The sequence below is a fragment of the Bacillus sp. TH50 genome (genome assembly GCF_016650565.1).
Taxonomy (GTDB): domain Bacteria; phylum Bacillota; class Bacilli; order Bacillales; family Bacillaceae_G; genus Bacillus_A; species Bacillus_A mycoides.
The window spans coordinates 2,478,737-2,504,306 of the sequence record NZ_JAEKFM010000003.1; the positions used below are offsets into that span (position 1 = coordinate 2,478,737).

A 25,570-nucleotide genomic window follows, 5' to 3' on the forward strand; every position below is an offset into this window, starting at 1 on the left:
TCATAAGCCGCTTCTCTCATTTTGAAAGAAGCTGGCTCTCAATTTTATTTTTTATAAACCTTTGTTGCTTCCATTCTTTGCCTTAGCGTCCTCTTGTTCTGAGCGAGCCGCCTGCGCTTTTTTTATAATCCAGTTCCGGTGGCTAAAACAGTCGGTCGTTTCATCCCTTCCTGTGAGGCAAAAAGCGCCTCTTCGTCAGGGCTTCCAACGCCCTCCTGTTCTAAGCAAGCCACCTGCACTTTTTATATAATCCAGTTCCAGTGGCTAAAACAGTCGGTCGTTTCATCCCTTCCTGTGAGGCAAAAAGCGCCTCTTCGTCAGGGCTTCCAACGCCCTCCTGTTCTGAGCAAGCCACCTGCACTTTTTATATAATCCAGTTCCAGCGGCTAGAATGTTCGATGGCTTCGCTTCTTCCTGCGAGGCAAAGAGCGCCTCTACGTCTGAAACTCCATCCCCCTCACATTCTGAGCGAGCCGCTTACACTTTTTTATAGTAATTCAAACACTCCCGCTGCTCCCATTCCGCCGCCGATACACATTGTTACGATACCGAATTGTTGGTTGCGACGTTTCATTTCGTGAATAAGAGATAGTGTTAGTTTTGCTCCTGTACAGCCAAGTGGATGTCCAAGTGCGATTGCACCGCCGTTTACGTTTACTTTTTCTTCATCTAGACCAAGTTCACGAATAACTTGGATAGATTGAGAAGCGAATGCTTCATTTAGTTCAAATAGACCGATATCAGATAGCTCTAAACCAGCTAATTTTAACGCTTTCGGAATTGCAGCAATTGGGCCGATTCCCATTACTTCTGGTGGTACTCCAGCTACTGCGAATGAACGGAATTTTGCAAGTGGCTTCATGCCATCGCTCACTGCTTTTTCACGATCCATTAATAGTACAGATGCTGCACCGTCACTCATTTGTGAAGAGTTACCAGCCGTTACAGAACCGCGAACGTTAAATGCTGGACGTAATTTACCTAAAATGTCTAGCGTCGTCTCTGCTCTTACACCTTCGTCTTGTGCGAAAATGATTGTTTCTTCTTGCAGTTTGTTGTTTGATCCAACCGAGCGTAACGTCACATCTACAGATACTGTTTCATCCGCAAAGTTCCCTGCAGCTAATGCTTTCGCAGCACGTTGATGACTTCTTACTGCAAATGCATCTTGTTCTTCACGAGAAATTCCATATTTCACAGCAACTTGCTCTGCTGTATGTCCCATACCCATATAATATTCTGGAGCAGCTTCTACAAGGCGACTGTTCGGACGAACAACGTGCCCCATCATTGGAACTAAACTCATTGATTCCGCTCCGCCCGATAATACAGCTTCAGAGTGACCAAGCATAATGCGCTCTGCTCCGTAAGCGATACTTTGTAAACCTGAAGAACAGTAACGGTTAATTGTAATAGCTGGAACATCGTAAGAAAGTCCTGCTAGCCCACCGATATTACGAGCCATATTTAAACCTTGCTCTGCTTCTGGCATCGCACAACCGAAAATTAAATCATCGATTGGTCCTTCATAATTCGCACGCTTTAACGTTTCTTTTACTACTAACGCCCCTAGATCGTCAGGACGAACTGTTTTTAATGAACCCCTCTTTGCTTTTCCAATTGGTGTTCTTGCTCCCGCAACAATGACAGCTTCTCTCATGAACGATATCTCCCCTCGTTATTAGTTACGTAATGGTTTTCCTTTTACAAGCATGTGCTGCATTCTTGCTTGTGATTTCATCTCACTTACTAAGCTAATAAATGCTTCACGTTCTACATCTAATAAATACTGCTCATCAACTTCTGTTCCGTACGGCACTTTTCCGCCCGCAATGACATATGCCAGTTTCTTCGCAATGTGCAGATCATGTTCAGAAATGTAACCTGATAAATGCATTGCCTCTGCACCAAGTACAAGCGCTGCATATCCTGTCTCACCAACAACTGGTATCTTTTTGCGGATAGGTGCTTTATAACCTGCTTCATATAAAGAAAGTGCTTTTTGTTTCGCATCATATAGTAAGTGATCACCATTCACACTAATACCGTCTTTATCGCCTAAGAAGTTGTTCGATACAGCTTCTTGTGCTGATGTAGAAACTTTCGCCATCGCTACAGATTCGAATACTTTATTCGCAACTTTTTGTAAGTCGAATTCTACACCGTTTGCCATTTTGTTTAAGTGTTTAATGTATAACTCTTTGTTACCGCCTCCGCCAGGGATTAAGCCAACACCTACTTCTACTAAGCCCATATATGTTTCGCTAGAAGCTTGAATGCTCGCTGCTGGTAAACAAACTTCTGTACCACCGCCAAGCGTCATACCATATGGCGCCGCTACAACTGGCTTAGAAGAGTACTTAATTTTCGTCATTGCATCTTGGAAGTTTTTCACAACCCACTCAATTTCAAAGTAGTTGTCGTCTTGTGCTTCCATTAAGATCATTGCAAGGTTCGCACCAACGCAGAAGTTCTTCGATTGGTTTCCGATAACAAGACCTTTATAATTTTTCTCTACTTCATCAACAGCGTAGTTAATCATTTGCGTAATATCCATACCGATTGCATTGCTCTTCGAATGGAATTCTAAGCAAAGGATACCATCGCCTAAATCAATTAAGCTCGCTCCGCTATTTTTCTTTAACACACCGTTTTTCTCTTTTAACTGCTTAAGAGAAATTGCTTTTTTGTTACGTTCGATTAGCTTATATTCACCATTGTCATAATAGTAGCTATCGCCGTTATCATGTTTATAGAAAGTAGTGAAACCTTTCTCTACCATTTCTTTCACCCAAGTAGGAACAACTGCGCCGTTTTCTTCCATCTTTTGAACAGACTTTTCAACGCCGATTGCATCCCAAATTTCGAATGGTCCTTGCTCCCATCCGAAGCCCCATTTCATCGCTTGGTCAATTGCAACAATATCGTCAGCAATTTCTTTATGAAGCTTTGCAGAGTATAAAAGAGTTGGTGTGATAATATTCCATAACAACTCTCCTGCGCGATCTTTCGCGTATACAAGCGCTTTCAATTTATTCGCTAATCCTTTTTCTTGCTTACTTAACTCTACGGACGCGGCTTTTAATTTTTTACGCGCTCCATATTCCATCGTTTCAGGGTTTAATTCTAAAATTTCTTTTCCTTGTTTTAAGAAGAAGCCTTGACCTGTTTTGCTTCCAAGCCATTTTTTATCAAGCATGTCATGCATGAAAGCAGGTACTTTAAATACGTCGCGCTCTTCTTCTTGTACATTTTCATATACGTTATTTGCAACGTGTACGAATGTATCTAAACCAACAACATCTAATGTACGGAATGTTGCGCTCTTCGGACGACCAATTAATGGACCCGTTACAGAGTCAACTTCTCCAACGCTATAGCCACGCTTAATCATTTCTTGAAGCGTTACAAGCAATCCATACGTACCGATGCGGTTTCCAATAAAGTTTGGTGTGTCTTTTGCGATAACAACGCCTTTTCCAAGAACGTCTTCGCCAAATAGTTTCATGAAGCTTAATACTTGTGGATCAGTTTCTTTCGTCGGTATTACCTCTAGAAGTTTTAAATATCGTGGTGGGTTAAAAAAGTGTGTTCCTAAGAAGTGTTTCTGGAAGTCGTCTGAACGACCCTCTGCCATTTTTCCAACGGAAATGCCTGATGTATTTGAGCTCACAATTGAGCCTGGTTTACGAACAGCATCTACTTTTTCAAATAGTTTCTTCTTTATATCTAAGTTTTCAACTACTACTTCAATAATCCAGTCTACATCAGCTAGACGCTCAAGATCATCTTCTAAGTTACCTGCTTCAATCAGTGCTAAATTTCCTTTCACTGTCAGAGGAGCTGGTTTTTGCTTTAATAGTTTTTGCACAGCCGTATTACTAAAACGATTTCTCACACTTTTATGTTCTAATGTAAGTCCCTTCGCCTCTTCTTCTTTCGTAAGCGCAGGTGGTACAATATCAAGCAATAATGTCGGAATACCAATATTAGCTAAGTGTGCCGCAATTCCTGAACCCATTACGCCTGAACCTAGAACAGCAGCCTTTTTAATTTGGAACATCCATTTCTCCCCCTATTCTTGAATGAATGCTCATTCAATTTTTCGACATGAGTCGCAATCAATGAGTGAGCCTCTACTAATAAATATATGATACAGTTTGAATTTTCGCAATATATTTATTGATAAAATTTTCTGAAATAAATATATTTCTTTCATTTGGCTATGCTATACATGTGTATTTTCTTCATTAAAATGCACTTTTCCTTTTTATAATCTGACGAAACTGGAGGAATATATATGGCAAAACTTAAGAAGAACCCTTCAAAAGCTGGAATTAGCGCAGCAAGTGTAACTGGAAATGCAGGTCCGCATAATCACGGTGTTGAAAAAGGGCGTCAAAGTAATAACCAACAATATAAAGCGAAACTTTAATCAGTGGGGCTTTTGTTCTTCCCACTGATTATTAGTTGAACCAACCGGGCTTTTACGGGCAGTTGACCTCCCACCTAACCTCTTTGTTTAAGCCGAATTATGAGGTGGGAGTCTTACTGCCCGTTAATGCGGGGTAAGAAGCATAATATGGGCGAAAAATAACGCTATATTTTTGGGCAGAGGACGTGGCATAATGATTAATGGCTGCTTTTTCTGCCCAATTTATTTGTACATATGGAAAACAAAAGAGGGAACGACGATGAAACGAACAATAATTATGATTGTAATGATTGCCACACTATTTACAGGGATGATTTTCTTCTCTTATGCACAAAGGCAACATGTTGTAAGAGCAGATCAGCCTAACATTACTGGGCAATACGGGATTACAATCGATGCAGACACAGGTGAAATTTTGTATGGAAAACGGGAAGATGAACGCTCTTATCCGGCTAGTATAGGTAAAATGATGACTACCTTACTCTTACTAGAAAATGTGAAAGAAGATGAAGAAATTACGGTTACAGAGAATGCGATTAAAACGGAAAGTCAAAGTAAGAAGATTAAGCTTCGCGCGGGTGAAAAATTAAAACGTGATGAGGTATTAAAACTTATGCTTATTATTAGTGCAGACCCAATCGCTGAGTCAATTGCAGAACATATCGCAGGATCAAAAAATGAGTTTGTGAAAATGATGAACGCTAGGGCGAAGGAACTTGGGACAAAACATGCGACTTTCAAAAACGCAAGCGGTGCTGATGCACTTGGAAATAAAGTATCACCATATGACATTGCTATTATTACGAAAGAAGCCTTGAAGTATCCGATCGTTTTAGAATATATGAATTCAATACATACAACACTACATACTTCAGAGCGTTCTCCGAAAATCGCAAACTATGGACGGGAAGAACTATATGATGATCCATATGCGATTGGAAGTAAAAGCGGTTTATCAGCACTCGGAAAATACACAGTCGTAACAGTTGATGAAAAAGACGGTAAACGCGTCATTAACGTCGTGTTATCTTCTACTCGTACGCAGCTATATCCTGATACGAAGAAAATGGCGCACTACGCATTTCAGCAATTAAAATAACCAAGGAGTATTTTCTCCTTGGTTATTTTTTGATCATACCTTTTAATACGAACGCAACGTTTGCTGGACGTTCTGCTAGACGGCGCATGAAATAGCCATACCAGTCGTTTCCATAAGGCACGTAAACGCGCATTTTGTAACCTTCTTTTACTAGCTCAAGTTGACGCTCTGTACGAATACCAAATAACATTTGGAATTCAAATTGATCCCTTGGAATGTTGTGTTCTTCCGCAAGTTTTTTCGTATATTCAATAATCGCTTCGTCATGTGAAGCAATTGCAGTGTAATTTCCATTTAATAAGTGCATTTTAATAATTTTTTTATAATTGTCATCTACATCTTTCTTTTCCGGGAACGCTACTTCTTCAGGTTCTTTATAGGCCCCTTTTACAAGACGTAAATTAGGATTATAAGCGTTTAAATCTTCCATATCTTTTTCTGTACGATATAAGTAAGCTTGAATAACTGTACCAATATTATCGTATTCAGACTTTAATTGTTTAAAGATATCAATTGTTTTTCCGCAGCGCGTATAGTCTTCCATATCAATTGTAATAAACACACCGTTTTCTTTTGCAACTTCTAAAATACGGCGCATATTGTTCATTACGATTTCGTCAGAAATATCTAATCCCATAGAAGTCATCTTTAAAGAAAGCTGCGAATTAAGACCTTCTCTTCCAATTGCACGAATCGCTTCAATCGATTCGCTAGCCATTTCATTTGCTTCCGCTTCGTTATCAACGAATTCACCTAAATAATCGATTGTTACACAAAGACCTTGCTTATTTAATGCTTTAATTGCAGCTGTCGCTAATTCAATCGTTTCCCCTGCGACGAAGCGACCTGCACCAAAGCGTAAACCGTACTTTTTAGCCAGTTTTGTTAGCGCTTTATTTTTAGATAAGAAAAGAAACGAATTTCGCATTAATTGTTCCATGTAATTCACCCCTACGACTATAATTTATCTGTTTTTTACCCCTCTTCAAAATTATATCATTGTTTAAAATTATTTGATACAAATAATTATTTAGATAATTTATAAAATACTATCAAAACATTTAAAACCCTATATTCTCGTTTGTAGATATGAAGAAAATATTTTTCGACATTCAGAAAAAACGGGTTTACTAGGGAAAAATGAGCATGCCGAAAATATTCGACATGCTCACAAAACCATTTATATTTCATGTAAATTATATAAGGATATTAATAACAAAAACTTGAGGTAACATTATCTCAAACCTTCTTACTTCTCATTTCGCTTCTCATCATTCAGCTTTTTAATATTCGTAATTAACTGTACCATCTCTTCTTTTGCATCTGGATACGTCTCATTCCAATGTTTCACTAAAGCTGGCATCGTCTTAGCCATATAAGAATAAAGTGCCCATTTCTGTACCTGCTCTTTTCGCTCTTCGTTGCTCTCTCCAAGTAATAATTCCGTGTATTTCTCTAGCAATCCGTCAAATTGCTCGTTAAACTTTTCACTCATCTTATTTCCTCCTATATGAAAAAAGCAGCGAAGATCGCTGCTTTTTCTTATAATTTTGATCGAACAGAGTTTAATTTCTTCTCCATCGTGCTTACTTTATCACGACGATCATCGATACGAATTGTTGTTGCAACACGCTGTGCACCTTTCGTATATGGCACTTCATGCATTTGTTGAATTACTTCTAAAATGACAGGAAGATCTCCTTCAATTACTGTATTCATCGGTGTTAATTGATACTTCACACGATCAGCATTTTTCTCTAGTACCTTTTGTACTTCTGCTACATATTCACTAACACTTGGATTACCTGTTCCTACTGGAATAATCGATACATCAACAATTGCCATAATAATCTTCCTCCTATAACTACTTTATATATATCCATTGTCTATTTTACCGAAATCCTCATCATTTTACTAATACATTACTCTTCTACTTTAAACTGCTCAATCAATCTTTCTAAGTCTCTCATATTCTCTGTCAAACTTTCCATCGTGTGAGCAACTTTCTCTAGATGATTAACCTGTGACTCAGTCGCTGCATTTACCTCTTCAGAAACAGCCGCACTCTCTTGACTCGTGCTAGCAATTGTTTGCATAACTTCTGTAATTTCTTCTTGCTCGTGACCTATGTTATTTACCTCTTCTACAATTTTTTCAACTGAGGTACTAATAGTATTTACAACTGACATAATTGTGCGGAATTCTGTCTCCGCCTCTGTCGTAACTTTATTTTGTATATCAGCAATATCTTTCAACTTACTTACAACTTCTACAACTCGCTTTACTTCTAATTGTACATCACCAATCATCGTTGCAATCTCTCCGGTTGCCTCTTTTGATTGTTCAGCTAAATTTCGAACCTCTTCAGCAACAACCGCAAATCCCTTACCTTGTTCACCTGCACGTGCTGCTTCAATCGAAGCATTTAAAGCAAGTAAATTTGTTTGATCCGAAATACCTTTTATAAGCTCTACAACATTTTGAATCGATCCAACTCTTTGCTCTAACTTACCAGACGCTTCCTCTGTATGAACAATGATAGAAGATGATTGTCCTCTCGTACGAACTAAATTCCGCATCGTATTTAACCCTTGTTTAGATGCTTCCTCTGCTTTGCCGGTCACTCCCTTTATTTCACCAACGGAACTATTCATCTGTTCCATCGACTGTGCCATATTTTCAAGTTGTGCTGAAACTTCATCTACACTATTAGCAAGAGTAGACGCGCCTCCGCTCACATCATCCATTGCACCTGATACTTCTCTACTAGCTGCTACAGTTTCATTCGTTAAATAATGCAGATTGTGAGTCGATTTCTGTACTGTCGATACACTATTTTTAATTTTACTTACCATTTCATTCATTTGCTCAACCATATGATTAAAGTGAGTCGTAAGCATACCAACCTCATCTTTACTTGTCACCTTCATTTGCAACGTTAAATCACCTTCCGCTACTTTTTGAACGTGATTTGTTAATAGTTGTAATGGTCTTGCTAATCTTCTTGAGAATAAATATGAAGCTAATATTCCAATTAATAAACTTATACATGCCATTATAATAACTGTATTTCTTGTTTCTATTAGTAAGTTATCAATTGACTCTTTCGGATATACAATCCCGATTTTCCATTTCATCTTATCAAACAATTGACTATAGGCTACTACATCTTTTCCACCTAATGTCGCCGCCGCAAATTTCGTTTCATCTTTATTTAAACTTTTAACAAGTGGTTCTTTCGAAACATCTTTTCCTACTTTCTCCGGGTACACAATGGCAATATTTTCATCATTTATAACAAACATTTCTCCGCCATTATTATATTGAATATTATGGAGTAGCTTTTGAATCGTTCCTAGTGATACATCCATTGCTACAACACCTAACACAGAACCATCTTGTCCGACAATGGCTTTTGAAACTCCAATACTTAACTTACCCGTCGCGATTTCATATTGTGGTTCTCCCCAAATAGTCGATTCTGTAGCTGCTTCTGACGCTTTATACCAAGGGCGACTCGTCGGATCATATCCTTCTGGAACTGTCCCACCATCTGCAAGATTTGCACTCAACGTTTTTTTATCTTTCGTCCCAATGTAGACATCTAAAATATCAGGATGATTCTTTTTAAACCTTGAAAATTCCTTTAAAATAAAACTCTCTTCTTCTGGAGTAACCCCATCTTGTAGCATGTTTTGAATATCATCATGAGATCCATAATGACCCATATCTTCTTCAATTCGCTGCATAAATGCAGTTAACTGCTCTGTCACAAGATCCATCGTATTTTCAGAATACTGGTCTAAGGAGTGCGTTTCTTTCTCTTTTTGCAATTGATACACAGCTGTACCTAATATTACAAACATCATAGAAATAAGTACCGAAAATACTACTGCAATTTTTAAACGTAAACTTCTCAACATATTCCCTCAAGCATCCCCTTCTCGGTAAAATTTAATCGTATTAATCACTATATTAAGTATAATAGATAAATCAGAAAGCTCAATCCATATAGTTTAAAAAATTGAAATTTATTCTCTTTTCAATCAACTTACTTGTTATCTCAACACTTGTGTAAAAACAAATAGTTCATTATCCTTAACATATAATCTCATTCGTTCGGAGGGAACTATGCTACAAAAATTCGGTTTCTCACAATATGAAAGCCAAGCTTATGAAGTTGTCGTATCAAGCAATGACCCATTAGATGCAACAACTATCGTTAAACATTCAGGTGTTCCAAAAGCAAAAATATACGAAGTGTTAGCACGACTCATTGATAAAGGGATGGTAATGGATTCTGTTTCTGAAAAGAAAAAATTGTATACAGCATTACCACTCAAGCTAGCAATTGAAAAGTTAACGACAGAATTCCAATCTAATATTAAAGAACTTGAAAATAATATTTCTAAAAAGTCATTTACAGATGACCGCGTTTGGAGTTTAAAAATGCAGTCTTCTATTAAAGTACAAAGTAGGCAACTTATAGAAGATGCGAAAGAATCCATACGCATCTCCGCATGGAACGATACCCTTTTAGAATATCTTCCTTTACTAGAACAAAAAGAAAAACAAGGCGTCCAAGTCGAGTCCCTCATAGTTGGAAAAGTGGAAACTGACTTAGAAAACATGCATTTTTTAATCCCAGCTCAAGAACCTAACGCATTAGAGCGTTATTTACTACTCATCGTTGACGATCGTGAAATTTTATTTGCTGGTGTAGAGCAAGGATCATGGCAAGCGATGAAAACAATGTCACAACCTTTCGTGAAGTTCTTTACGGAGTTCTTCTATCATGACGTTGCACTTGCGAAGATTACAGAGAAGCACCATGATCTCTTTATGCAGGATGAGGAAATTAAGGAATTGTTGATGAAGTTGAGATATTAACAAATCCCAAAATCGATTCTACCATTTGAATAGATAATATAATTTTTTATACAAAAAAAGCTGTACCAAACGGAGTTTTACATACTCATTTGGTAGAGCTCTTTTTTACACTTTCGCTAATTCAATTTTATTTAGTTGGTTTTTCGGATGGTTTTGATTTGTAAATACAGAGCGTTCATTTCACGACTTTTTTTGCTCCTTTATCTCCATCAAAAGCTCAATAATCTTCTCATTTTGCTCTACTTGTTTCTCTGAATTTTGATAGATGAAACGAATCCATCTAAATACAAAAATAATAAGAAATAATGGGACTAAAGAAATTAGAAAACCAATAATTGAAAAATTAGACTCCATATACTATCACCTCGCTATATACTCCCTTCTCCATTTCTCTACTAACCCCTGCAATTTTTTACACAAAAAAGAACCTATCAAATGATAGATTCTTCTTTCGTAAGCTGATTCGAGCGTCCTCTCGTAATAGAGAAAATCGCACAAAGCAGTGCCAATATAATGAAAACGCCGCCTACCCAAGCGTTATATATAACAGATGATTTCTCAATAACAACTCCGCCCACTGTTGAACCGAGCGCAATTCCTAAATGAAGTGCAGAGTTATTTAAACCTTGCTGAATACCAGCTGATTCTGGTGCAATTTCAATTAAATAGTTTTGCTGTGCTGGCGAAATTGCCCAGCTTAGCATACTCCAAAGCCCCATCATAATAATGAAGAGTGGGAATGAGAATGTCATCATCGGCAACATAAAGATTGCACATGCAAATACGATAATGATGGAAATAATACTTTTCTTCGATCCCCATTTATCAGCAAGCCAGCCGCCAAGGCCACCTCCAAGTACCGCTGCAATTCCGAAAATGAAGTAAAACACACTAATCCAATTTGCTTCAACATGCATCACATCTTTTAGAAACGGCGTTAAATATGCGTATAGCGTTAAATGACCTGTTAAAAATAAAAATGATGTTAACTGTGCGCTTACAATCTTTTTATCCTTTAACGTAGCAATTTGTTCTCTTATTGATAATACCGATGTCGCTGGTACTTTCGTTAAGAACAATGAAATACAAGCAATCGCCATAACCGTTAATATTGAAATTAATACAAATGGTGCACGCCACCCATATGCATTTCCGAGCACAAGACCTAGCGGTACTCCAAGTACGAGTGATCCACTAATACCCATGAAAATGATTCCAATTGCACGCGCACGGAAATGCGGCTCTACTACACTAGAAGCAAGTGTTACCGATAGTGCAATAATAAGCGATCCACTCGCTGCACAAAATACTCTCGAGAACATTAACATCCCGTAATTCACACTAAATGCCGAAATGATATTTCCAATTAAGAAAATTGATAATGCCACAACATACAATTTCTTTCTTTCAAACTTGCCTGTTAATGCTAATAAAACTGGCCCCGATAGAGCGAATACTACTGAAAATATTGTAATAAGCTGACCAGCTGCACTAATCGACACACCTAAATCATTAGCAACTAAATCAAGCGTTCCTCCTATAATTAGCTCAACCGTTCCGACTACGAAAGCCGCAATAGCTAAAATATATACACGAAAATTCAAACCTTTCCCCACACTTTCTCTTTTGGTTACTACCATTATAGTAACCAAAAGAGAAAGTGGGCGCAAGTACAAATTTTTTTACAGCGAAAAAAGCAGGCGTATTATACGCCTGCCCTTCAATCATTAAACTCCAGTTTCTTTCTTCTTATTTAAGTACCAATACACCGGAAGTCCAGTAAATACCATTCCAATTGATAAGAAACAACTTACCGGATCGTTAATAATTGCACTTCCAAGTACGAACAATGACCCTAAAATCGCAACGATTGGTACAATCGGGAATAACGGTACACTATATGCACGCTCTTTATCCTTGTTACGTCTTCGTAAAATGAAGACACCAATAAACGTCATTACGTAGAAAATATAAATAATGAATACGGAAATCTCAGATAGCTTATTCGGATCACTAATAAGCATTAAAATAATTCCTAAAATGATTTCAACAGTAATCGCATTCGCTGGTGTTTTAAATCTCGAATTTTCTTTTGCAATAAACTTAGAAAACGGAAGGTGTCCACGCTCTGCCATCGACATCGGAATACGTGGAAATGTTAAAATCTTTCCATTTAAACAACCGAAAATAGAAATGATAATACCGATACTAATAATTTTCCCGCCATATTCTCCAAGTAACATGCCCGCAGCTGTCGCCGTTGCGTTTTCTCCAAGGGCTACAATTTTCGCTGCTGGTAATACATTTAGTAACGCTAAGTTAATTAATACGTAAGCAGCTGTTACAATTAAAATCCCAACTGTCATTGCCTTCGGTAATAACTTTGTTGGATTCTTCATTTCTCCGCCAATAGAAGCAAGCAAAATCCAGCCATCATAGGCAAATAAAGTTGCTAAAATTGCCATCCCGATACTTTGATTTTCTGATATCGGTACAACTACGTTGAAGATATCACTATTCCCTTTCCAAAACCCTAGCACAACAATTAATATAATTGGAATCATCTTCCCAACTGTCGTAACCGTTTGGACGATGCCCCCATATTTTGTTCCCAAACTATTTATAACGCCTAGGAACACAACTGTTCCAATTGCGATTGGTAAATTCCAGACTTTATCTAAATAGAAAAAATTGATCATTAAAGAACTAAAATACAAACCTAACGTTCCAATAATAGCTGGTCCATAAACAATTGTTTGCATCCAGCCAGATAAATACCCCCAAAAACTTCCGTAAATCTCCTCTAAATACGTATACAACCCACCATTTTTCGGAATTTGCGCTCCAATTTCGGCTACTGTTAAACCACTTGCTAACGTCAACAGACCACCAATTACCCAAGCAAGAATAGCCATATTAGAACTCCCTGAGTAATCTAATACGCTCCCTGGTTTCATAAACACACCAGACCCAATAATAGTTCCTACTACGATAGAAAGTGCTACTGTTAAACCAATTTTGTTTTTCTCATCATGATGCATGCTGCGTATCCTCCTTCCAATTCTAGTGTGATGCAAAAATGAAATAAAAAAACACTCCTCCCTAAAAAAGGGACGAGTGTTGTATTCGTGGTTCCACCCTTGTTTCAATTAGTAAAGTGACACACTTCACCAATTTCTCAAGTCTAAATAACGGTTTTTGCCGGCATGCAATTACTAGATATACGTTCACTGCTGCAGTTCAGAGGTGGTAATCGATTTTCCCGTATTAGGAAGCTCACAGCCAAAGGCCTCCCTCTCTGATAATCGTAAAAAACTGATCATATCCTCATCATCACTTCTTGATGTCGAATTTTGTAGTTGTTTCCCATTATATTGAATTGTTAGAAAAAAACAATATATTTTTTATATAACATAAGAAACATTTCTCTTCTTATATTATAACAGAAGTTCCGACACTTCTCTAATTCCCTAAAAATGGTATGATTCATGTAGGAGGTGTACTAATAATGATTGCTATTTTTTGTATCATCGCTACGGTTCTTTCTTTTATATTCGCTATCATGTACAGGCACAAGTATCCTGGTTATAGCATTTTAGCGGTAGCTATTATACCAGCTTCTTCCTTCTACGTATTAGGTAAATACCAATATACTGAAGTGTTTATCGGTTTTGCAATCTTCTACTGCATCTTTGGATACATACTAACAATGAAAAGAATTTCGATAAAGTGAAACTTTAATCAATGGGGGTTTTATCCATCTCCCACTGATTATTAGCCTTCACCAATCGGGCGTTTACGGGCAGTTGATCTCCCACCTAACTTCTTTGCTCTAATCCAATTTTGAGGTGGGTGTCTTACTGCCCGTTAATGCGGGATGAATCATTAAAAGGGACCGATTTCTGCTTACAGAAATCGGTCCTCGCATTTGGCATATGTACCTTTCGGTTGCCCGCACGAAAGATACTACATAGTTCAATTATTTATCATCTTTTTTCATAAAAAATTTATGATTTGGAAGATCCACATTTAAATCTGCTAATTGTTTCTTTTCCTTTTCTAAAATCGCTTTCGCTTTTTCTTTTGTCGCCTCATCTAAGTTTGCAAAGATGTCTTCATGCTTCCCTTTCTCTGGAAGATTCACACCTAGTTTTGTCAATTCTTCTTTCGCTTGCTCGCGAGTTAATTTCCCGGACTTTTCTTGCTCAAAAATGGACTTCGCTTTTTCTTTTGTCGCCTCATCTAGATTCGCGAACATATCACCGTGCTTCCCTTTCTCTGGGAATTTCACACCTAGTTCTTTCAACTTCGCTTTCGCTTGCTCACGAGTTAGTGTTCCAGACTTTTCTTGCTTCAAAATTGCTTCCGCCTTTTCTTTTGTCGCCTCATCTAAATTCGCGAATATATCTTTGTGCTTCCCTTTCTCTGGGAATTTCACGCCTAACTTTGTTAATTCCTCATTTGCTTGTTCGCGAGTTAATTTCCCGGATTTTTCTTGCTCTAGAATCGACTTCGCTTTTTCTTTTGTCGCCTCATCTAAGTCCGCAAGCATGTCTTTGCGTTTCTCCTTCTCTGGAGGTTTCACACCTAATCCCTCTAACTGTTTCTTTGTATCATCCATAATCGTTTTTACTTTTTGTTTTGTCGCTTCATCTAAATCCTTCTTCGCAGTTTTTGTAACTTGCTCGGCCGCTGGAGTATTCGTTGCCGCAAACGCTGGTATGCAAGCTCCTCCTATAATTCCAAATGATAAAGCACCTGCAATTGCTACATACCCAACTGTTTTCTTCTTCATAGGAAATTTCCTCCTTCATATTTCTAAAGCATGTACACTTTCGTATACAATGCCAATAGTAATGTTGGTTTCTTAAAATTTCCTTAACGATTTAAATAAAAAAACACCGCTCATCACGAGCGGCGTTTTTCTAAGCTTTTTGTAATTGTAATTCTTCACGTTCCATTACTCTTCTTAATACAATTGTTTGTGTCATTGTAAATAAGTTACCTGTAATCCAATACAGCACCAGTCCTGATGGCGCCGCAAATCCCATAAATAGAATCATTGCAGGCATCATAATTTGCTGTATTTTCAGCATTTGAACTTGTTCTCCAGGCGTTACATTTGATTGGAACACCTTCATTTGAATAAATGTTGTTAACGCTGCGATAATCGGTAATATATGATATGGATCTGCATGTCCTAGGTTCACCCATAAAAATGAAGATGTACGAATCTCTTCAGTTCGGCTAATCGCATAATACAAAGCAGAGAAAATCGGCATTTGTATAAAGATTGGCCAGCACCCAGCTAACGGATTCCAACCGCCTGATTTCATTAGTTCTGACATTTCTTTTTGATACTGCTTTTGTTTTTCAAGATCTTTACCCACATCACCGTATTTCTGTTTCAGCTTCTGTAATTCAGGTTGCATTTTTTTCATTTTCGCTTGGCTACGATATTGCGAAACAGCTAATGGAATCATTGCTGAACGAATAACGAGCGTCATGATAATGATGGCAATCCCGAAGCTAGCTCCAGGTATATGATGAGCAACAAATTGAATCATAAATGAGATTGGATATACGAAATAATGGTTCCAAATTCCCGTACTATGTGAATCAATTGTACCTGCATTACTGCAGCCAGATAAAACAAAAACAAGTAATAATGATAAACTAATGAGCCTAGCTCGGTATGATTTTAACATGTTCATTCCTCCAATGTTTCGTAATTAATTAGCGAAACATTGGTGTATACGGACCTACCTCGTCACTCTCTCCACTCGATTCTTGTCTGCGGACAGAACGAATCATTCCATATTTATAAAAAATAGAAAATAGCGGTACATTTCTTGTACCCTCTTCACACGTATCTACTAGTTTAAAAGCTCTCTGTCTACCGCTCGATGCTTGCTGACGCACAAAGCGAGAAACGTTAGCAAGAAAAAAGACTTCTAATACACAAAGCGCTGTCGTTACAAACGATATATATAGAATTGCATCCTGCAATAAAAATTCCATCGCTTCACATCCTTAATAAAATCATTTTAGCATATTCAGCAAACATTCTCTATTTCCTTTTGTTCTCAAAAGTTTTTTTGCATATTTTCTCAAAAAATCATGCTAGAAAACCAATGTATTCGCTTTCTTTAGTATATTCACACGTATCTTTGAATAGGTTTGATTTGTTAGAAATTTATAAAATTTTTGCATTATAATAAAACTATTGCCAGTTTTTGAAAAAAGCTTTATTCTCTTCTTGTAATCAAAAATGAATATGGAGATGAAACATACTATGGGTCAACTAGGAGACGCCGATTACGTTCCCGACACCGCCTTTTTATCCTTCCCAGCAGCTAAAACATTTCATTTAGAATTCATCATACAGTTAGTTGTTATTTTTATAGCTTCTATTTTGTATGCAATTTCTATGAATATGTTTTTTATCCCGCATAATATGATTAGCGGTGGGTTCGCTGGTGTAGGGATGATTATCGGTTATTTAATGCACTACAATATCGGAGCACTTATCTTTTTACTAAACATTCCGCTTCTTATTTTAAGTCACTTTTACTTAGGAAAGAAGACAACCTTTTTAACGGCATACTTTGTAGCTGTATCATCTTTAGCGATGAACATTATCCCAGTACACCAAGTTTCAGACGATATTTTGCTGTCTTCTGTATTCGGTGGTGTCATCTGCGGTGCTGCCTCAGGAATCATATTCCGATTTGCTTCTTCAACAGGTGGTTTTGATGTTGTTGGATTGATTGTAGCGAAACATCGCGATGTTTCAATTGGAGCAATCATCTTTGGATTCAACTTAATCTTACTTGTTGCAGCAGGATTTATTTTCGGATGGGATATTACGCTTTATACGTTAATTAGTCGGTTTGTAGTCAGCAAAGTAATTGATGCCGTGCATACAAAACATATTAAATTAACGATAATGACAATTACAGAAAAAGGTGAGGAAATAAAAAGCTCACTATTACATCACGGCATACGTGGCGTAACAATGGTAGATGCTGTCGGCGGCTATACAAACCATAAGAAAAAAATGATTTACACTGTCGTAACTCGCTACGAGTTGGGCGAAATGAAACGTATTATCCGCCAAGTGGATAATAAAGCATTTATGAACATTACTGAAACAGTTGAAATTGTCGGCCGTTTCAAACGTATATAAAAAAACGCAAGGAACTACAATTCCTTGCGTTTTTTATTTTTTACACTTATTACAAAATCAGATAATTCTATTATTGTATCACTAAATATGTTATAATAAAACTAGACTTACAAAAAAGAGTATATAGACTTGGAAGTTTCTCTTATTTTTATAAGCAAAAAGAAACGAGCAGTCGGGTATATTTCAGACACCATACACGTAACGGTTTAAAAAACCGATCATCTTAGTTATTCTTCACTGATCTTTTTATAAAAGATACGTACAACTAAAATTCACTTCAATATACTATACCTACCTTTTTGACTTCCAAATCATCTTATTACATAAGGAGATGAACATATGAATCAATATATACGATACACACTAGCTGTCCTATTTGCCATCGTCGGCGGCGTGATCTGTTTCTGGACAAACACAGAGCTTGGAGAGAATATCATTTTTAATGGAATCGAAACCCTTGTAAGCGCTTCAATTTTAGGCGGATACATTTTCTTCCTCTTCAATCCAGAAGAAAATGCTCAAAAAACAATGTTATTAACAATGATCGGAATCGTTGGCGGATGTATTTCCTACTCAATGACAAACTATACATTACCACTTCAATTAAGCTCAGCTTTCTTCCACGGTCTATGGACTTGGTTTATCGCATTCTGCCTAGCAGACGTATTCAACCTATTACAAGACCACGAAGAAGAAAATGGTCAACAAATTGAAAGTAACTCTTAAGCTGGAAGATACTCTTCCAGCTTTTTTGTTTCCTGTTCTTTCCTGTTCATACCCCATCACCAAAATAAAAAGAAGTTACCTCCACGGCAATTTCTTTCCCATATACCCCACTTAGTATTCAATTAAATATATCAACGATTTTTAAAATATATCGATCGTTTCTCCACTTATATCAGCGATTTTTTCATTATATCGACGGTTCGACACTCAAAACGCACAACATGCCTATCCCCCAAGTAACTTACTGCCGAACTCAACGATTAAAAAGATAATTAATAGGATCGCGAGTATCTTTAATGCTACATACGCCACTTTAAAAACAGCATAAATGAGCAAGACTATCAAAATAATCGATAAAATTTCCATATGTATCTCCTCCTATCTCTTTTATTCTACCTGTACTTCGTTTTTTATGAAATCGAATAAGATGACATATAAAAAAGAGGATACCTCACCCATCGTAAGATACCCTCGCCTGTAGCTGCTCAAACCATTCTCTCTCTACTTGTAAATATCCCATTCCACTCTTCTCAGCACTCTCCAATTCTTTATCAGCTTTCTTCATATAAATGCGGGAAGCTTCCATATCGTCCTCTAAATATTTAATAATTCCTTGTGTACGGTAATATCCGTTTAAATCCATTTTGGTAATGGCCTTTGCATGTTCCTTTGCTTCTTGCAGAGAAAGGCTATCCATCTGATAAAGAGCTTTATATAAAAGATACCAACTATGAAAACTACCAACGAAAAATTTATTTTCCTTCGTTACAGATAGCTGAACAATTTGTTCTATATACGGTATCGCTCTTTCCATTCCCTCTTGATCAGCTCGGGCATAAAATACGAGCATAAGTCCGCTCATTATTTCTCTTATACTTTTATCCTCTTTTATTTTTTCTTCACTAATTTCTACTAATCTCTCATCCCAATCTTTCGGCCGTTTGTAGCTTAATAATTCACCCGATACTTGAATATTATATAAATGCCCTCTAGCCCTTTCATCATCTTTAATTAAAATGAGAAATTGCATGCCATCGCTCAGGAATGTTCCTTTTATCGGCACTATTGTAACGGCAAAAATCGTAAAGTGTAAAACGGAAAAATATAAAAGATATTGATAATAACTAACCATGTATATGTAACCTGAAGTAATACCGAATAGTACACTTGTAATCGGTCCACCTAAAGTCATCCACGCCCATTTTTTTGAAAGGTTCGGTGTCTCTATAGAAGGCGGCACTAGCATCGCCACGCCTCCAAAGTACCCCCATAATTTATTTTCTCGAATTCGTATTTTTCCTTTCTCATTTTGCACAGTAATAGGTCCTACTGCCATAAATTTAAACTTTAAACCACCTATTAAACCGAATATTACGTGTCCTAACTCATGAATGGCTATCACTAACAATGAAACTCCAACTATTGCCCATAGGTTCAAAATTACTTCTAATTTCCCAGTTCGGATTACTCCGTATAAAATGGACAAAACTAGCGCCGCCGTCATGGAACCAGCTGGCCTTCTTAAAATATCCACCTTTTTCTCCCCTTAATAAATCATTTTTCTCTGCATTTCGTACATGAATTTTCCGAGATGCAATATCCAAATAAATGAGATTAAGCCAATTAATACAAAATCGATATCACTAGCCGCTGTATATATAACGGCAGCCCACCATACATATGCCAATATTGTATTCGTAAATTCATATGCTTTATATCCAGCCTCATGCACAATGTGCTTTAATCCTTCATCTGCGTTTTTCGTCCACATTTTCATAGATTCCATATATGTTACACCTTGTTCAGGATATAGCTTATTATAACGATTTTTTGTTATGAGCCCGATAACCACTACAATAGTTAAACAGACAATAGAAGCTACTAAATTCCACACTGCAAATGACACATTCGTATCCTGCAACAGTGCACGTCTACATGTAATAACTGCATATACAAACCATGCCTGCGTAACTATATCACCTACACGTAAATATATACTTATAATGCCTAATTTTCTGCCTTGTACGCTCTCTTCTTCATCGCGTGCCTCCGCTAACATACGTGTATTCTTCCAAGTGTAGTACATCATTAAGATTCCAAAAATAGTACATACACCTATAAATGTATTAGATGATAATTTTCTCGGTTCATTCGAGAGTAAATTTAAAGCTATATAAGATGTTAAAAAGCCACCCATCATACTTAATGCTATTTTCCCCACAAAATCAAATTGTTTTTTTCGTTTACTCTTCATCTTCATCGTCCTCTTCCCCCTCCACCAACATAAATATCTCCTCCACCGGCGCTCCAAAAATTTGTGCGATTTTTAGCGATAACACAATAGATGGTGCATAATCCCCGCGCTCAATTAAACTAATGGTTTGCCGTGATGAGCCAATCGCTTTCCCTAAATCCCCTTGTGATAAACGATGCTTTGCTCGAAATTCCCTCACTCGATTTTGAAGCTTCATGTCTTCCCTCTTTTTCATTTATTTAATTAAAATTGTAAATAATATCCTTTATTTTGTCAATTATTATTGTCATTTTGACTTATATACATGTCAAAAATAAATCTATATTCTCCTAGATATATAACTTAGATAATAAATTTTAATAATCACATACGGAAAAAATAGGAACGTATTATATACCAGCCACCGGTTACGGTATCGATGGAAAAATAAAAGCAAACTGGAAAATACAATAAAGAAGGCAGTGCTTTTGCACTGCCTCCCTAAAATCTGACATAGAATGGATTCCATATTAACTTGCGTTTTGTAAAAATACTCGTTTTAGTTGTTTGCGGAAACGAACGCTTAACGTAATTGCTACAATGACAATCGCTCCGAAAATGATTTTGCCGATATTATCTCCCAGTAATCCGAAAATATCATGTAAGTTACCACCTAGCCAGTAGCCACCGATTAAGAAGAATGATACCCAGAATAAAGCACCTGAATAAATTGTAATCGCAAAGCGGCGAAACGGTAAGTTAATGATACCTGCAAAGTATCCTGTAAAATGACGTACACCAGGAATGAAGAAGCCAATAAAGATAAGGAAATATCCATATTTATCGAACCACATTCTCGTTAAATCAATTTTTCTTTGTGTTAAAAATACGTACTTCCCGTATTTTTGAACAAAAGGCATACCAAGCTTATTACCTAAAAAGTATTGAATCGTCATTCCTACACTTGTCCCAATAAAGGATAGGATAATTAAAATAGGTAAACTTAGATCACCCTTCTGTGCTAAAAACCCCGCATATGCTAATGTTGGCTCTCCCGGAAACGGAAGTGCAATATATTCTAACAGCAGGCCTACAAGTACTACATAATACCCGTATTGCTGAAATAATTCATGAACCCATTCCATGTCATCTCCCCTTTCATTCACGTGCAACTTGTTACTATTATTGTATAAAAAAATTGTCGAAATAACTATCACAATAGCTTACATTTTTATTACATTTTTGTAAGGCTCATTCTAAAGTTTTTTGTTCTCTATTTACTTATATCTATTAGCATTTAAAAACAAGCTAACAACTATATATCACGCGAAGGAAATCCATTAATATACATTTTTCATCCAGTTTTTAACACTCGAAAACCACCTTATTTTGTTCTCTATAAAAAACCACCACAAACTCATATGAACTTCATATTAGCTTCATATACGTATTGTAAGATTATATCGGAATTTGTTGAAAAATTTAGCTAATATATGACTAAACATTAAACTGAATAAATATAAGTCGCTTTTCGAAATTGAAAAAAGGGTGAATAAGAAATGGAAGCTTATAAAATGCACGATTTTATTAATACGAATGTTGAATCTCATCAAAATGAAACCGTTTTTAATTTACAAATATGTGAAACAAATGAATTTGACGTAAGTTTAACAAAATCTACAACGCTGTCTTTTATCGTTTCAAAAAAGAACATTAAGATCGTCACGAGAAAATGGGTTAATTCAAATCAAGAAAGCATGATTGGCAAAAGCTACATCATTCCAACGAAAGCTTTTCACTATTTCTTACCGATTATTTCTGAAACTGAAGATGAACTAAATATTCGAGTTCAAAGTTTTGGACTACATGGTGAGCTTTTATTAAATGAAAGATTACTTATCGATAAAAACAACAAATGTAATACAAAGATTACTACCTTCTTTGAAACATTAGATGAAAATGTCAATCAAGCATTACGAGGATTACAAATTCATTGTATGTAAGACTACTACAATAAGTAAAAGGAGAATATAATGAAAAAACTATTATTAAGTGCGCTATTATCATTAGGATTTTTAACTCTTCCATTCACTACTGCAGAAGCTGCTACGACGAAAGATCAGCTTATCGTAAACACAAAAATAAATAAAATGGATTATTATCAAGATGGAAAATTCATAAAAAGTTTCACTGTCGCTACTGGAAAAGCAGCAACACCAACACCTAAGGGTACTTTTCAAATCGTAAATAAAATTAAAAACCGTCCTTACTATACAGGAAAAATTAAAGGCGGCGATCCACGTAATCCACTTGGGGACCGCTGGCTCGGATTAAATATGGCAGGAACTTACGGAACAACGTATGCGATTCATGGAACTAACAATAATCAAGCAATCGGGAAAGCAACAACACTTGGTTGTATTCGTATGTTTAACAATGATATTCACTGGTTATTTGAGCGCGTTCAGCAGCAGGCTACTGTCACTGTAAATTAGCCTAAGAACAAGATTTATGTGTAGCCAAGAATTTTATGTCTTGGCTTATTTTATTTATTCATTTACAGTAGCAAAATAACTGTATTTACATATATAATAAAAATAGATTGCATTCAACATCATCGTAACATTGATAAACATGGATATTAAAATTATACAGTTATAATATTTTATAAATTTTACAATACATACTATAATAGAACTACTGTAATTCTGAACTATTCAGTGACACTAAACAATCCCCCTTGCTACTTTCATTACTATTTTATAGCGGGGGCTTATTATATGTATAAACAATCTGAGTCATCCAAAAAATGATGAATTCGAATATTGCAGTAAAAAGCGTTATTTAGGAGGTGTTACTATGACGCATATACTGGTGATTGAAGACAACCCAGATATACAAGAACTTATTCGTGAATTTCTAATGGCACAAAACTTTACTGTTGATGTAGTTGGTGCTGGAACAGAAGGCATTCTTCTTTTCCAAAAAAATTCATACGATCTTGTCCTCCTCGATGTAATGTTACCAGATATAGATGGCTATAGTATTTGTAAAATTATGCGAGGACAATCTGATGTACCAATCATTATGTTAACAGGCTTACATAATGAAGAAAGTGAAATTAAAGGATTTGAGTTAGGTATTGATGACTATATTACAAAACCGTTCCATTACACCGTATTTATAAAACGTGTAGAAGCTGTATTAAGAAGGGCAGCAACAAAGGAAGCAGAAGCTGCAACTATACTACAATTCCATGAATTGATGTTAAATTCTACAGCATATGCCGCTTATGTTCATGGTAATCAAATTGAATTGACTACAAAAGAATTTGAAATTATATATACTTTACTGCAAAATCGGGGAAAAGTACTATCAAGAAGTGATTTGTTGAATAAGGTATGGGGCTATGAACATTATGGTGATGTGAGGGTTATAGATACACATATTAAAAACTTACGAAAAAAATTAGAAATTCCTTATATTAAAACGGTGAAAGGCATTGGCTACAAAATCGAATCGTAGCAAAGACAACATCACCAAAAATATATTCATCAAAACCTTATTATTTTGTATTCTGTTATCACTTTGTCTTTATCAAATTATTTATTTTCTAGCCTCAAATTACGATAAAGATCGTTTGAAAGCTTCTGGAACGCAAACTGCGGAACAAGCGGAATCAGACAAACAAAACGACCAAAGTAAAACAAAGCAAAATAAAGCTGTGTCAGAGAGTAGCATCTCTAATTTTCAATCTTCTCAAATAGAGATGAAAACACTCTCTACAGCCATCAATCATCTTTTGCAGCCTAGCCAAACTGCAAAAGCAAAAGAACATGCACAAAATATTCCGGGGAAAAGTAACACAACGTCTTCACTTACAGAAGCGGAAAAGCAAGTTACTAACAATGATGCCTTACATACACAAAATGCAGCAAGTAAAGCAAATGATACACATGATAATCCAAAGTTAACAGATGTGTTGCAGCAGTTAGCTCCACATATTGGGGCGACAATGCTTGCATTATCTCTGCTTGGATCTTTAATCTACGCAAAAATAATCGCCAAACCTTTCCGATATATGAGCGATGCTTTAAAAGATATTATGAATCTTGATTTCTCAGATAAAAAGCTACTTAACAAAAATACAGATCAAACAGATTTTAATTTGCAAGTAGCTGCCTCACAAGTACCTACTATCGTGAAAAATTTACATGAAAGCAATCAAGATTTAAGAAATGAACTCAAGAAGGAACAACAGTTAGAACAATCTCGTAAAGAATTTATGTCTATGATATCCCATGAATTAAAAACACCAATCGCAGCCGTTATGGGACAACTCGATGGCATGATTCACGGAATTGGCGCTTATAAAGATAGAGATAAATATTTAAAACGTTCATATGAGATGATGCAAGATATTAACATATTAACGGAAAAAGTGTCAGAATTATCCAAAATACAAAACCCTCAATTTAAACCAAATTTAAAAGTTATCTCATTAACTAATATTATTGAGGACGTTATAAAGAAAGTAGATTATTTTGTATCTGTAAAACAATTAAATGTTCAATCTAACATTAAACAAGATGCACAAATTTTAGCTGATCCTAAATTTATGCAAACTGCTATTTTTAACATTATTTCAAATGCAATTCATTATACAATTGACCATCAGCATGTATATATAAAACTTTATGAAAAGCCAAACGGTTACGCATTAGAAGTATTAAATACAGGTTCTCAAATTGATGAAGATAAACTTGCCCATTTATTTGAACCATTCTATCGCGCAAATCCTGACAAACATGGCTTAGTACAAGGTAGTGGTCTTGGGTTATATATTGTAAAACAAATATTAGATAAACATCAGTTTCCTTATGGAATACAAAACACACCTCAAGGTGTAAAATGCTCCATTGTATTCCCAAAAGCAATGTAAAGCCTACTCTAATTTCATACCCCAAATTCATACTTCGTATGAATGGCGGAATTTTG

The 25,570-nt window shown here is 36.3% G+C and carries 27 protein-coding genes and 1 other annotated feature; of the genes, 10 read left to right on the forward strand and 17 right to left on the reverse strand.

Annotated features, from left to right (window positions below):
- Nucleotides 1-487 precede the first annotated feature (487 nt).
- Nucleotides 488-1,660 (reverse strand): acetyl-CoA C-acetyltransferase, encoded by a 1,173-nt coding sequence (locus tag JFU23_RS13005; RefSeq protein ID WP_001206332.1) that lies wholly within the window; start codon nucleotides 1,658-1,660, stop codon nucleotides 488-490.
- Nucleotides 1,661-1,681: 21 nt separating this feature from the next.
- A complete protein-coding gene (locus tag JFU23_RS13010) occupies nucleotides 1,682-4,063 on the reverse strand; it encodes a 3-hydroxyacyl-CoA dehydrogenase/enoyl-CoA hydratase family protein (RefSeq protein WP_201032032.1) in 2,382 nt (793 codons plus the stop codon).
- 237 nt (nucleotides 4,064-4,300) lie between these two features.
- Between JFU23_RS13010 and JFU23_RS13015 the strand changes: the two genes are divergently transcribed.
- Both JFU23_RS13015 and JFU23_RS13020 read left to right on the forward strand, forming a co-directional pair.
- Nucleotides 4,301-4,435: a YuzL family protein gene (locus JFU23_RS13015; RefSeq protein WP_201032033.1), complete on the forward strand. Its 135-nt coding sequence runs from the start codon at nucleotides 4,301-4,303 to the stop codon at nucleotides 4,433-4,435.
- A 259-nt stretch (nucleotides 4,436-4,694) separates the two neighbouring features.
- On the forward strand, nucleotides 4,695-5,534 hold the full coding sequence (locus tag JFU23_RS13020; protein ID WP_201032034.1) for a D-alanyl-D-alanine carboxypeptidase family protein: 840 nt from the start codon (nucleotides 4,695-4,697) through the stop codon (nucleotides 5,532-5,534).
- 22 nt (nucleotides 5,535-5,556) lie between these two features.
- Here JFU23_RS13020 and JFU23_RS13025 read toward each other — a convergent pair whose 3' ends face one another.
- From JFU23_RS13025 to JFU23_RS31340, 4 genes are all read right to left on the reverse strand, one after another.
- A complete protein-coding gene (locus JFU23_RS13025; RefSeq protein ID WP_201032035.1) occupies nucleotides 5,557-6,474 on the reverse strand; it encodes a proline dehydrogenase family protein in 918 nt (305 codons plus the stop codon).
- 309 nt (nucleotides 6,475-6,783) lie between these two features.
- Complete coding sequence (locus JFU23_RS13030) at nucleotides 6,784-7,029, reverse strand: YusU family protein (RefSeq protein WP_001290599.1); 246 nt, start codon at nucleotides 7,027-7,029, stop codon at nucleotides 6,784-6,786.
- A gap of 47 nt (nucleotides 7,030-7,076) precedes the next feature.
- The gene (locus JFU23_RS13035; RefSeq protein ID WP_001018862.1) at nucleotides 7,077-7,379 is read right to left on the reverse strand and encodes an MTH1187 family thiamine-binding protein; all 303 of its coding nucleotides are present in this window, start codon (nucleotides 7,377-7,379) and stop codon (nucleotides 7,077-7,079) included.
- A 77-nt stretch (nucleotides 7,380-7,456) separates the two neighbouring features.
- Nucleotides 7,457-9,457: a methyl-accepting chemotaxis protein gene (locus JFU23_RS31340; RefSeq protein ID WP_201032036.1), complete on the reverse strand. Its 2,001-nt coding sequence runs from the start codon at nucleotides 9,455-9,457 to the stop codon at nucleotides 7,457-7,459.
- A gap of 208 nt (nucleotides 9,458-9,665) precedes the next feature.
- Here JFU23_RS31340 and JFU23_RS13045 point away from each other — a divergent pair, with 208 nt between their 5' ends.
- Nucleotides 9,666-10,424, forward strand: a complete 759-nt coding sequence (locus JFU23_RS13045; protein WP_201032037.1) for a TrmB family transcriptional regulator — start codon at nucleotides 9,666-9,668, stop codon at nucleotides 10,422-10,424.
- 180 nt (nucleotides 10,425-10,604) lie between these two features.
- Here the strand turns inward: JFU23_RS13045 and JFU23_RS13050 are convergent, their stop codons facing one another.
- The 3 genes from JFU23_RS13050 to JFU23_RS13060 all read right to left on the reverse strand — a co-directional run bounded on the left by JFU23_RS13050 (nucleotide 10,605) and on the right by JFU23_RS13060 (nucleotide 13,465).
- Nucleotides 10,605-10,778, reverse strand: coding sequence for a hypothetical protein (locus tag JFU23_RS13050; protein ID WP_002034605.1), 174 nt, complete (start codon nucleotides 10,776-10,778; stop codon nucleotides 10,605-10,607).
- 77 nt (nucleotides 10,779-10,855) lie between these two features.
- On the reverse strand, nucleotides 10,856-12,040 hold the full coding sequence (locus tag JFU23_RS13055) for an MFS transporter (RefSeq protein WP_201032038.1): 1,185 nt from the start codon (nucleotides 12,038-12,040) through the stop codon (nucleotides 10,856-10,858).
- Between the two features lie 111 nt (nucleotides 12,041-12,151).
- On the reverse strand, nucleotides 12,152-13,465 hold the full coding sequence (locus JFU23_RS13060) for an APC family permease (protein WP_201032039.1): 1,314 nt from the start codon (nucleotides 13,463-13,465) through the stop codon (nucleotides 12,152-12,154).
- A gap of 65 nt (nucleotides 13,466-13,530) precedes the next feature.
- Nucleotides 13,531-13,767: a binding site (T-box leader), on the reverse strand.
- Between the two features lie 165 nt (nucleotides 13,768-13,932).
- On the opposite strand from JFU23_RS13060, the gene JFU23_RS13065 reads away from it, so the two are divergent.
- Nucleotides 13,933-14,157 carry a hypothetical protein gene (locus JFU23_RS13065; protein WP_201032040.1) on the forward strand — a complete coding sequence of 75 codons (225 nt, stop codon included), beginning with the start codon at nucleotides 13,933-13,935 and terminating at the stop codon, nucleotides 14,155-14,157.
- 246 nt (nucleotides 14,158-14,403) lie between these two features.
- Here JFU23_RS13065 and JFU23_RS13070 read toward each other — a convergent pair whose 3' ends face one another.
- From JFU23_RS13070 to JFU23_RS13080, 3 genes are all read right to left on the reverse strand, one after another.
- Nucleotides 14,404-15,219: a hypothetical protein gene (locus JFU23_RS13070; RefSeq protein WP_201032041.1), complete on the reverse strand. Its 816-nt coding sequence runs from the start codon at nucleotides 15,217-15,219 to the stop codon at nucleotides 14,404-14,406.
- 130 nt (nucleotides 15,220-15,349) lie between these two features.
- Complete coding sequence (locus tag JFU23_RS13075) at nucleotides 15,350-16,132, reverse strand: membrane protein insertase YidC (protein WP_002067972.1); 783 nt, start codon at nucleotides 16,130-16,132, stop codon at nucleotides 15,350-15,352.
- A 28-nt stretch (nucleotides 16,133-16,160) separates the two neighbouring features.
- A complete protein-coding gene (locus tag JFU23_RS13080; RefSeq protein WP_002015967.1) occupies nucleotides 16,161-16,445 on the reverse strand; it encodes a hypothetical protein in 285 nt (94 codons plus the stop codon).
- 274 nt (nucleotides 16,446-16,719) lie between these two features.
- On the opposite strand from JFU23_RS13080, the gene JFU23_RS13085 reads away from it, so the two are divergent.
- Together JFU23_RS13085 and JFU23_RS13090 are read left to right on the forward strand one after the other, a co-directional pair.
- The gene (locus tag JFU23_RS13085) at nucleotides 16,720-17,613 is read left to right on the forward strand and encodes a YitT family protein (RefSeq protein ID WP_000530031.1); all 894 of its coding nucleotides are present in this window, start codon (nucleotides 16,720-16,722) and stop codon (nucleotides 17,611-17,613) included.
- 339 nt (nucleotides 17,614-17,952) lie between these two features.
- On the forward strand, nucleotides 17,953-18,339 hold the full coding sequence (locus JFU23_RS13090) for a DUF3938 domain-containing protein (RefSeq protein WP_002015968.1): 387 nt from the start codon (nucleotides 17,953-17,955) through the stop codon (nucleotides 18,337-18,339).
- 225 nt (nucleotides 18,340-18,564) lie between these two features.
- Here the strand turns inward: JFU23_RS13090 and JFU23_RS13095 are convergent, their stop codons facing one another.
- The 5 genes from JFU23_RS13095 to JFU23_RS13115 all read right to left on the reverse strand — a co-directional run bounded on the left by JFU23_RS13095 (nucleotide 18,565) and on the right by JFU23_RS13115 (nucleotide 21,717).
- Nucleotides 18,565-18,705: a DUF3985 family protein gene (locus JFU23_RS13095; RefSeq protein ID WP_000404757.1), complete on the reverse strand. Its 141-nt coding sequence runs from the start codon at nucleotides 18,703-18,705 to the stop codon at nucleotides 18,565-18,567.
- 85 nt (nucleotides 18,706-18,790) lie between these two features.
- The gene (locus tag JFU23_RS13100; RefSeq protein ID WP_201032282.1) at nucleotides 18,791-19,843 is read right to left on the reverse strand and encodes a zinc metalloprotease; all 1,053 of its coding nucleotides are present in this window, start codon (nucleotides 19,841-19,843) and stop codon (nucleotides 18,791-18,793) included.
- Between the two features lie 42 nt (nucleotides 19,844-19,885).
- Complete coding sequence (locus tag JFU23_RS13105) at nucleotides 19,886-20,593, reverse strand: DUF3169 family protein (protein WP_033713416.1); 708 nt, start codon at nucleotides 20,591-20,593, stop codon at nucleotides 19,886-19,888.
- A complete protein-coding gene (locus JFU23_RS13110; RefSeq protein WP_002067963.1) occupies nucleotides 20,583-20,828 on the reverse strand; it encodes a helix-turn-helix transcriptional regulator in 246 nt (81 codons plus the stop codon). Before JFU23_RS13110 ends, JFU23_RS13105 begins: the two co-directional genes overlap by 11 nt.
- 274 nt (nucleotides 20,829-21,102) lie before the next feature.
- A complete protein-coding gene (locus JFU23_RS13115; protein WP_201032042.1) occupies nucleotides 21,103-21,717 on the reverse strand; it encodes a DedA family protein in 615 nt (204 codons plus the stop codon).
- A gap of 414 nt (nucleotides 21,718-22,131) precedes the next feature.
- On the opposite strand from JFU23_RS13115, the gene JFU23_RS13120 reads away from it, so the two are divergent.
- From JFU23_RS13120 to JFU23_RS13135, 4 genes are all read left to right on the forward strand, one after another.
- Complete coding sequence (locus JFU23_RS13120) at nucleotides 22,132-22,575, forward strand: DUF3978 family protein (protein ID WP_002034632.1); 444 nt, start codon at nucleotides 22,132-22,134, stop codon at nucleotides 22,573-22,575.
- 30 nt (nucleotides 22,576-22,605) lie between these two features.
- Nucleotides 22,606-23,067: a L,D-transpeptidase gene (locus JFU23_RS13125; protein ID WP_002015973.1), complete on the forward strand. Its 462-nt coding sequence runs from the start codon at nucleotides 22,606-22,608 to the stop codon at nucleotides 23,065-23,067.
- A gap of 364 nt (nucleotides 23,068-23,431) precedes the next feature.
- Nucleotides 23,432-24,097 (forward strand): response regulator transcription factor, encoded by a 666-nt coding sequence (locus tag JFU23_RS13130; RefSeq protein ID WP_000148832.1) that lies wholly within the window; start codon nucleotides 23,432-23,434, stop codon nucleotides 24,095-24,097.
- Complete coding sequence (locus JFU23_RS13135; protein WP_137059841.1) at nucleotides 24,075-25,514, forward strand: sensor histidine kinase; 1,440 nt, start codon at nucleotides 24,075-24,077, stop codon at nucleotides 25,512-25,514. The genes JFU23_RS13130 and JFU23_RS13135 overlap by 23 nt, the downstream gene beginning before the upstream one ends.
- Nucleotides 25,515-25,570 lie beyond the last annotated feature (56 nt).

Excerpts from the sequence above, each read along its gene's own strand:
- JFU23_RS13125 (WP_002015973.1), top strand. The coding sequence starts at position 22,606 with ATGAAAAAACTATTATTAAGTGCGCTATTATCATTAGGATTTTTAACT.
- JFU23_RS13030 (WP_001290599.1), bottom strand. The coding sequence starts at position 7,029 with ATGAGTGAAAAGTTTAACGAGCAATTTGACGGATTGCTAGAGAAATAC.
- JFU23_RS13020 (WP_201032034.1), top strand. The coding sequence starts at position 4,695 with ATGAAACGAACAATAATTATGATTGTAATGATTGCCACACTATTTACA.
- JFU23_RS31340 (WP_201032036.1), bottom strand. The coding sequence starts at position 9,457 with ATGTTGAGAAGTTTACGTTTAAAAATTGCAGTAGTATTTTCGGTACTT.
- JFU23_RS13025 (WP_201032035.1), bottom strand. The coding sequence starts at position 6,474 with ATGGAACAATTAATGCGAAATTCGTTTCTTTTCTTATCTAAAAATAAA.
- JFU23_RS13085 (WP_000530031.1), top strand. The coding sequence starts at position 16,720 with ATGGGTCAACTAGGAGACGCCGATTACGTTCCCGACACCGCCTTTTTA.
- JFU23_RS13090 (WP_002015968.1), top strand. The coding sequence starts at position 17,953 with ATGAATCAATATATACGATACACACTAGCTGTCCTATTTGCCATCGTC.
- JFU23_RS13115 (WP_201032042.1), bottom strand. The coding sequence starts at position 21,717 with ATGGAATGGGTTCATGAATTATTTCAGCAATACGGGTATTATGTAGTA.
- JFU23_RS13130 (WP_000148832.1), top strand. The coding sequence starts at position 23,432 with ATGACGCATATACTGGTGATTGAAGACAACCCAGATATACAAGAACTT.
- JFU23_RS13045 (WP_201032037.1), top strand. The coding sequence starts at position 9,666 with ATGCTACAAAAATTCGGTTTCTCACAATATGAAAGCCAAGCTTATGAA.
- JFU23_RS13070 (WP_201032041.1), bottom strand. The coding sequence starts at position 15,219 with ATGAAGAAGAAAACAGTTGGGTATGTAGCAATTGCAGGTGCTTTATCA.
- JFU23_RS13060 (WP_201032039.1), bottom strand. The coding sequence starts at position 13,465 with ATGCATCATGATGAGAAAAACAAAATTGGTTTAACAGTAGCACTTTCT.
- JFU23_RS13050 (WP_002034605.1), bottom strand. The coding sequence starts at position 10,778 with ATGGAGTCTAATTTTTCAATTATTGGTTTTCTAATTTCTTTAGTCCCA.
- JFU23_RS13100 (WP_201032282.1), bottom strand. The coding sequence starts at position 19,843 with ATGACGGCGGCGCTAGTTTTGTCCATTTTATACGGAGTAATCCGAACT.
- JFU23_RS13010 (WP_201032032.1), bottom strand. The coding sequence starts at position 4,063 with ATGTTCCAAATTAAAAAGGCTGCTGTTCTAGGTTCAGGCGTAATGGGT.
- JFU23_RS13120 (WP_002034632.1), top strand. The coding sequence starts at position 22,132 with ATGGAAGCTTATAAAATGCACGATTTTATTAATACGAATGTTGAATCT.
- JFU23_RS13080 (WP_002015967.1), bottom strand. The coding sequence starts at position 16,445 with ATGGAATTTTTATTGCAGGATGCAATTCTATATATATCGTTTGTAACG.
- JFU23_RS13105 (WP_033713416.1), bottom strand. The coding sequence starts at position 20,593 with ATGAAGAGTAAACGAAAAAAACAATTTGATTTTGTGGGGAAAATAGCA.
- JFU23_RS13095 (WP_000404757.1), bottom strand. The coding sequence starts at position 18,705 with ATGGAAATTTTATCGATTATTTTGATAGTCTTGCTCATTTATGCTGTT.
- JFU23_RS13015 (WP_201032033.1), top strand. The coding sequence starts at position 4,301 with ATGGCAAAACTTAAGAAGAACCCTTCAAAAGCTGGAATTAGCGCAGCA.
- JFU23_RS13065 (WP_201032040.1), top strand. The coding sequence starts at position 13,933 with ATGATTGCTATTTTTTGTATCATCGCTACGGTTCTTTCTTTTATATTC.
- JFU23_RS13035 (WP_001018862.1), bottom strand. The coding sequence starts at position 7,379 with ATGGCAATTGTTGATGTATCGATTATTCCAGTAGGAACAGGTAATCCA.
- JFU23_RS13110 (WP_002067963.1), bottom strand. The coding sequence starts at position 20,828 with ATGAAAAAGAGGGAAGACATGAAGCTTCAAAATCGAGTGAGGGAATTT.
- JFU23_RS13075 (WP_002067972.1), bottom strand. The coding sequence starts at position 16,132 with ATGTTAAAATCATACCGAGCTAGGCTCATTAGTTTATCATTATTACTT.
- JFU23_RS13005 (WP_001206332.1), bottom strand. The coding sequence starts at position 1,660 with ATGAGAGAAGCTGTCATTGTTGCGGGAGCAAGAACACCAATTGGAAAA.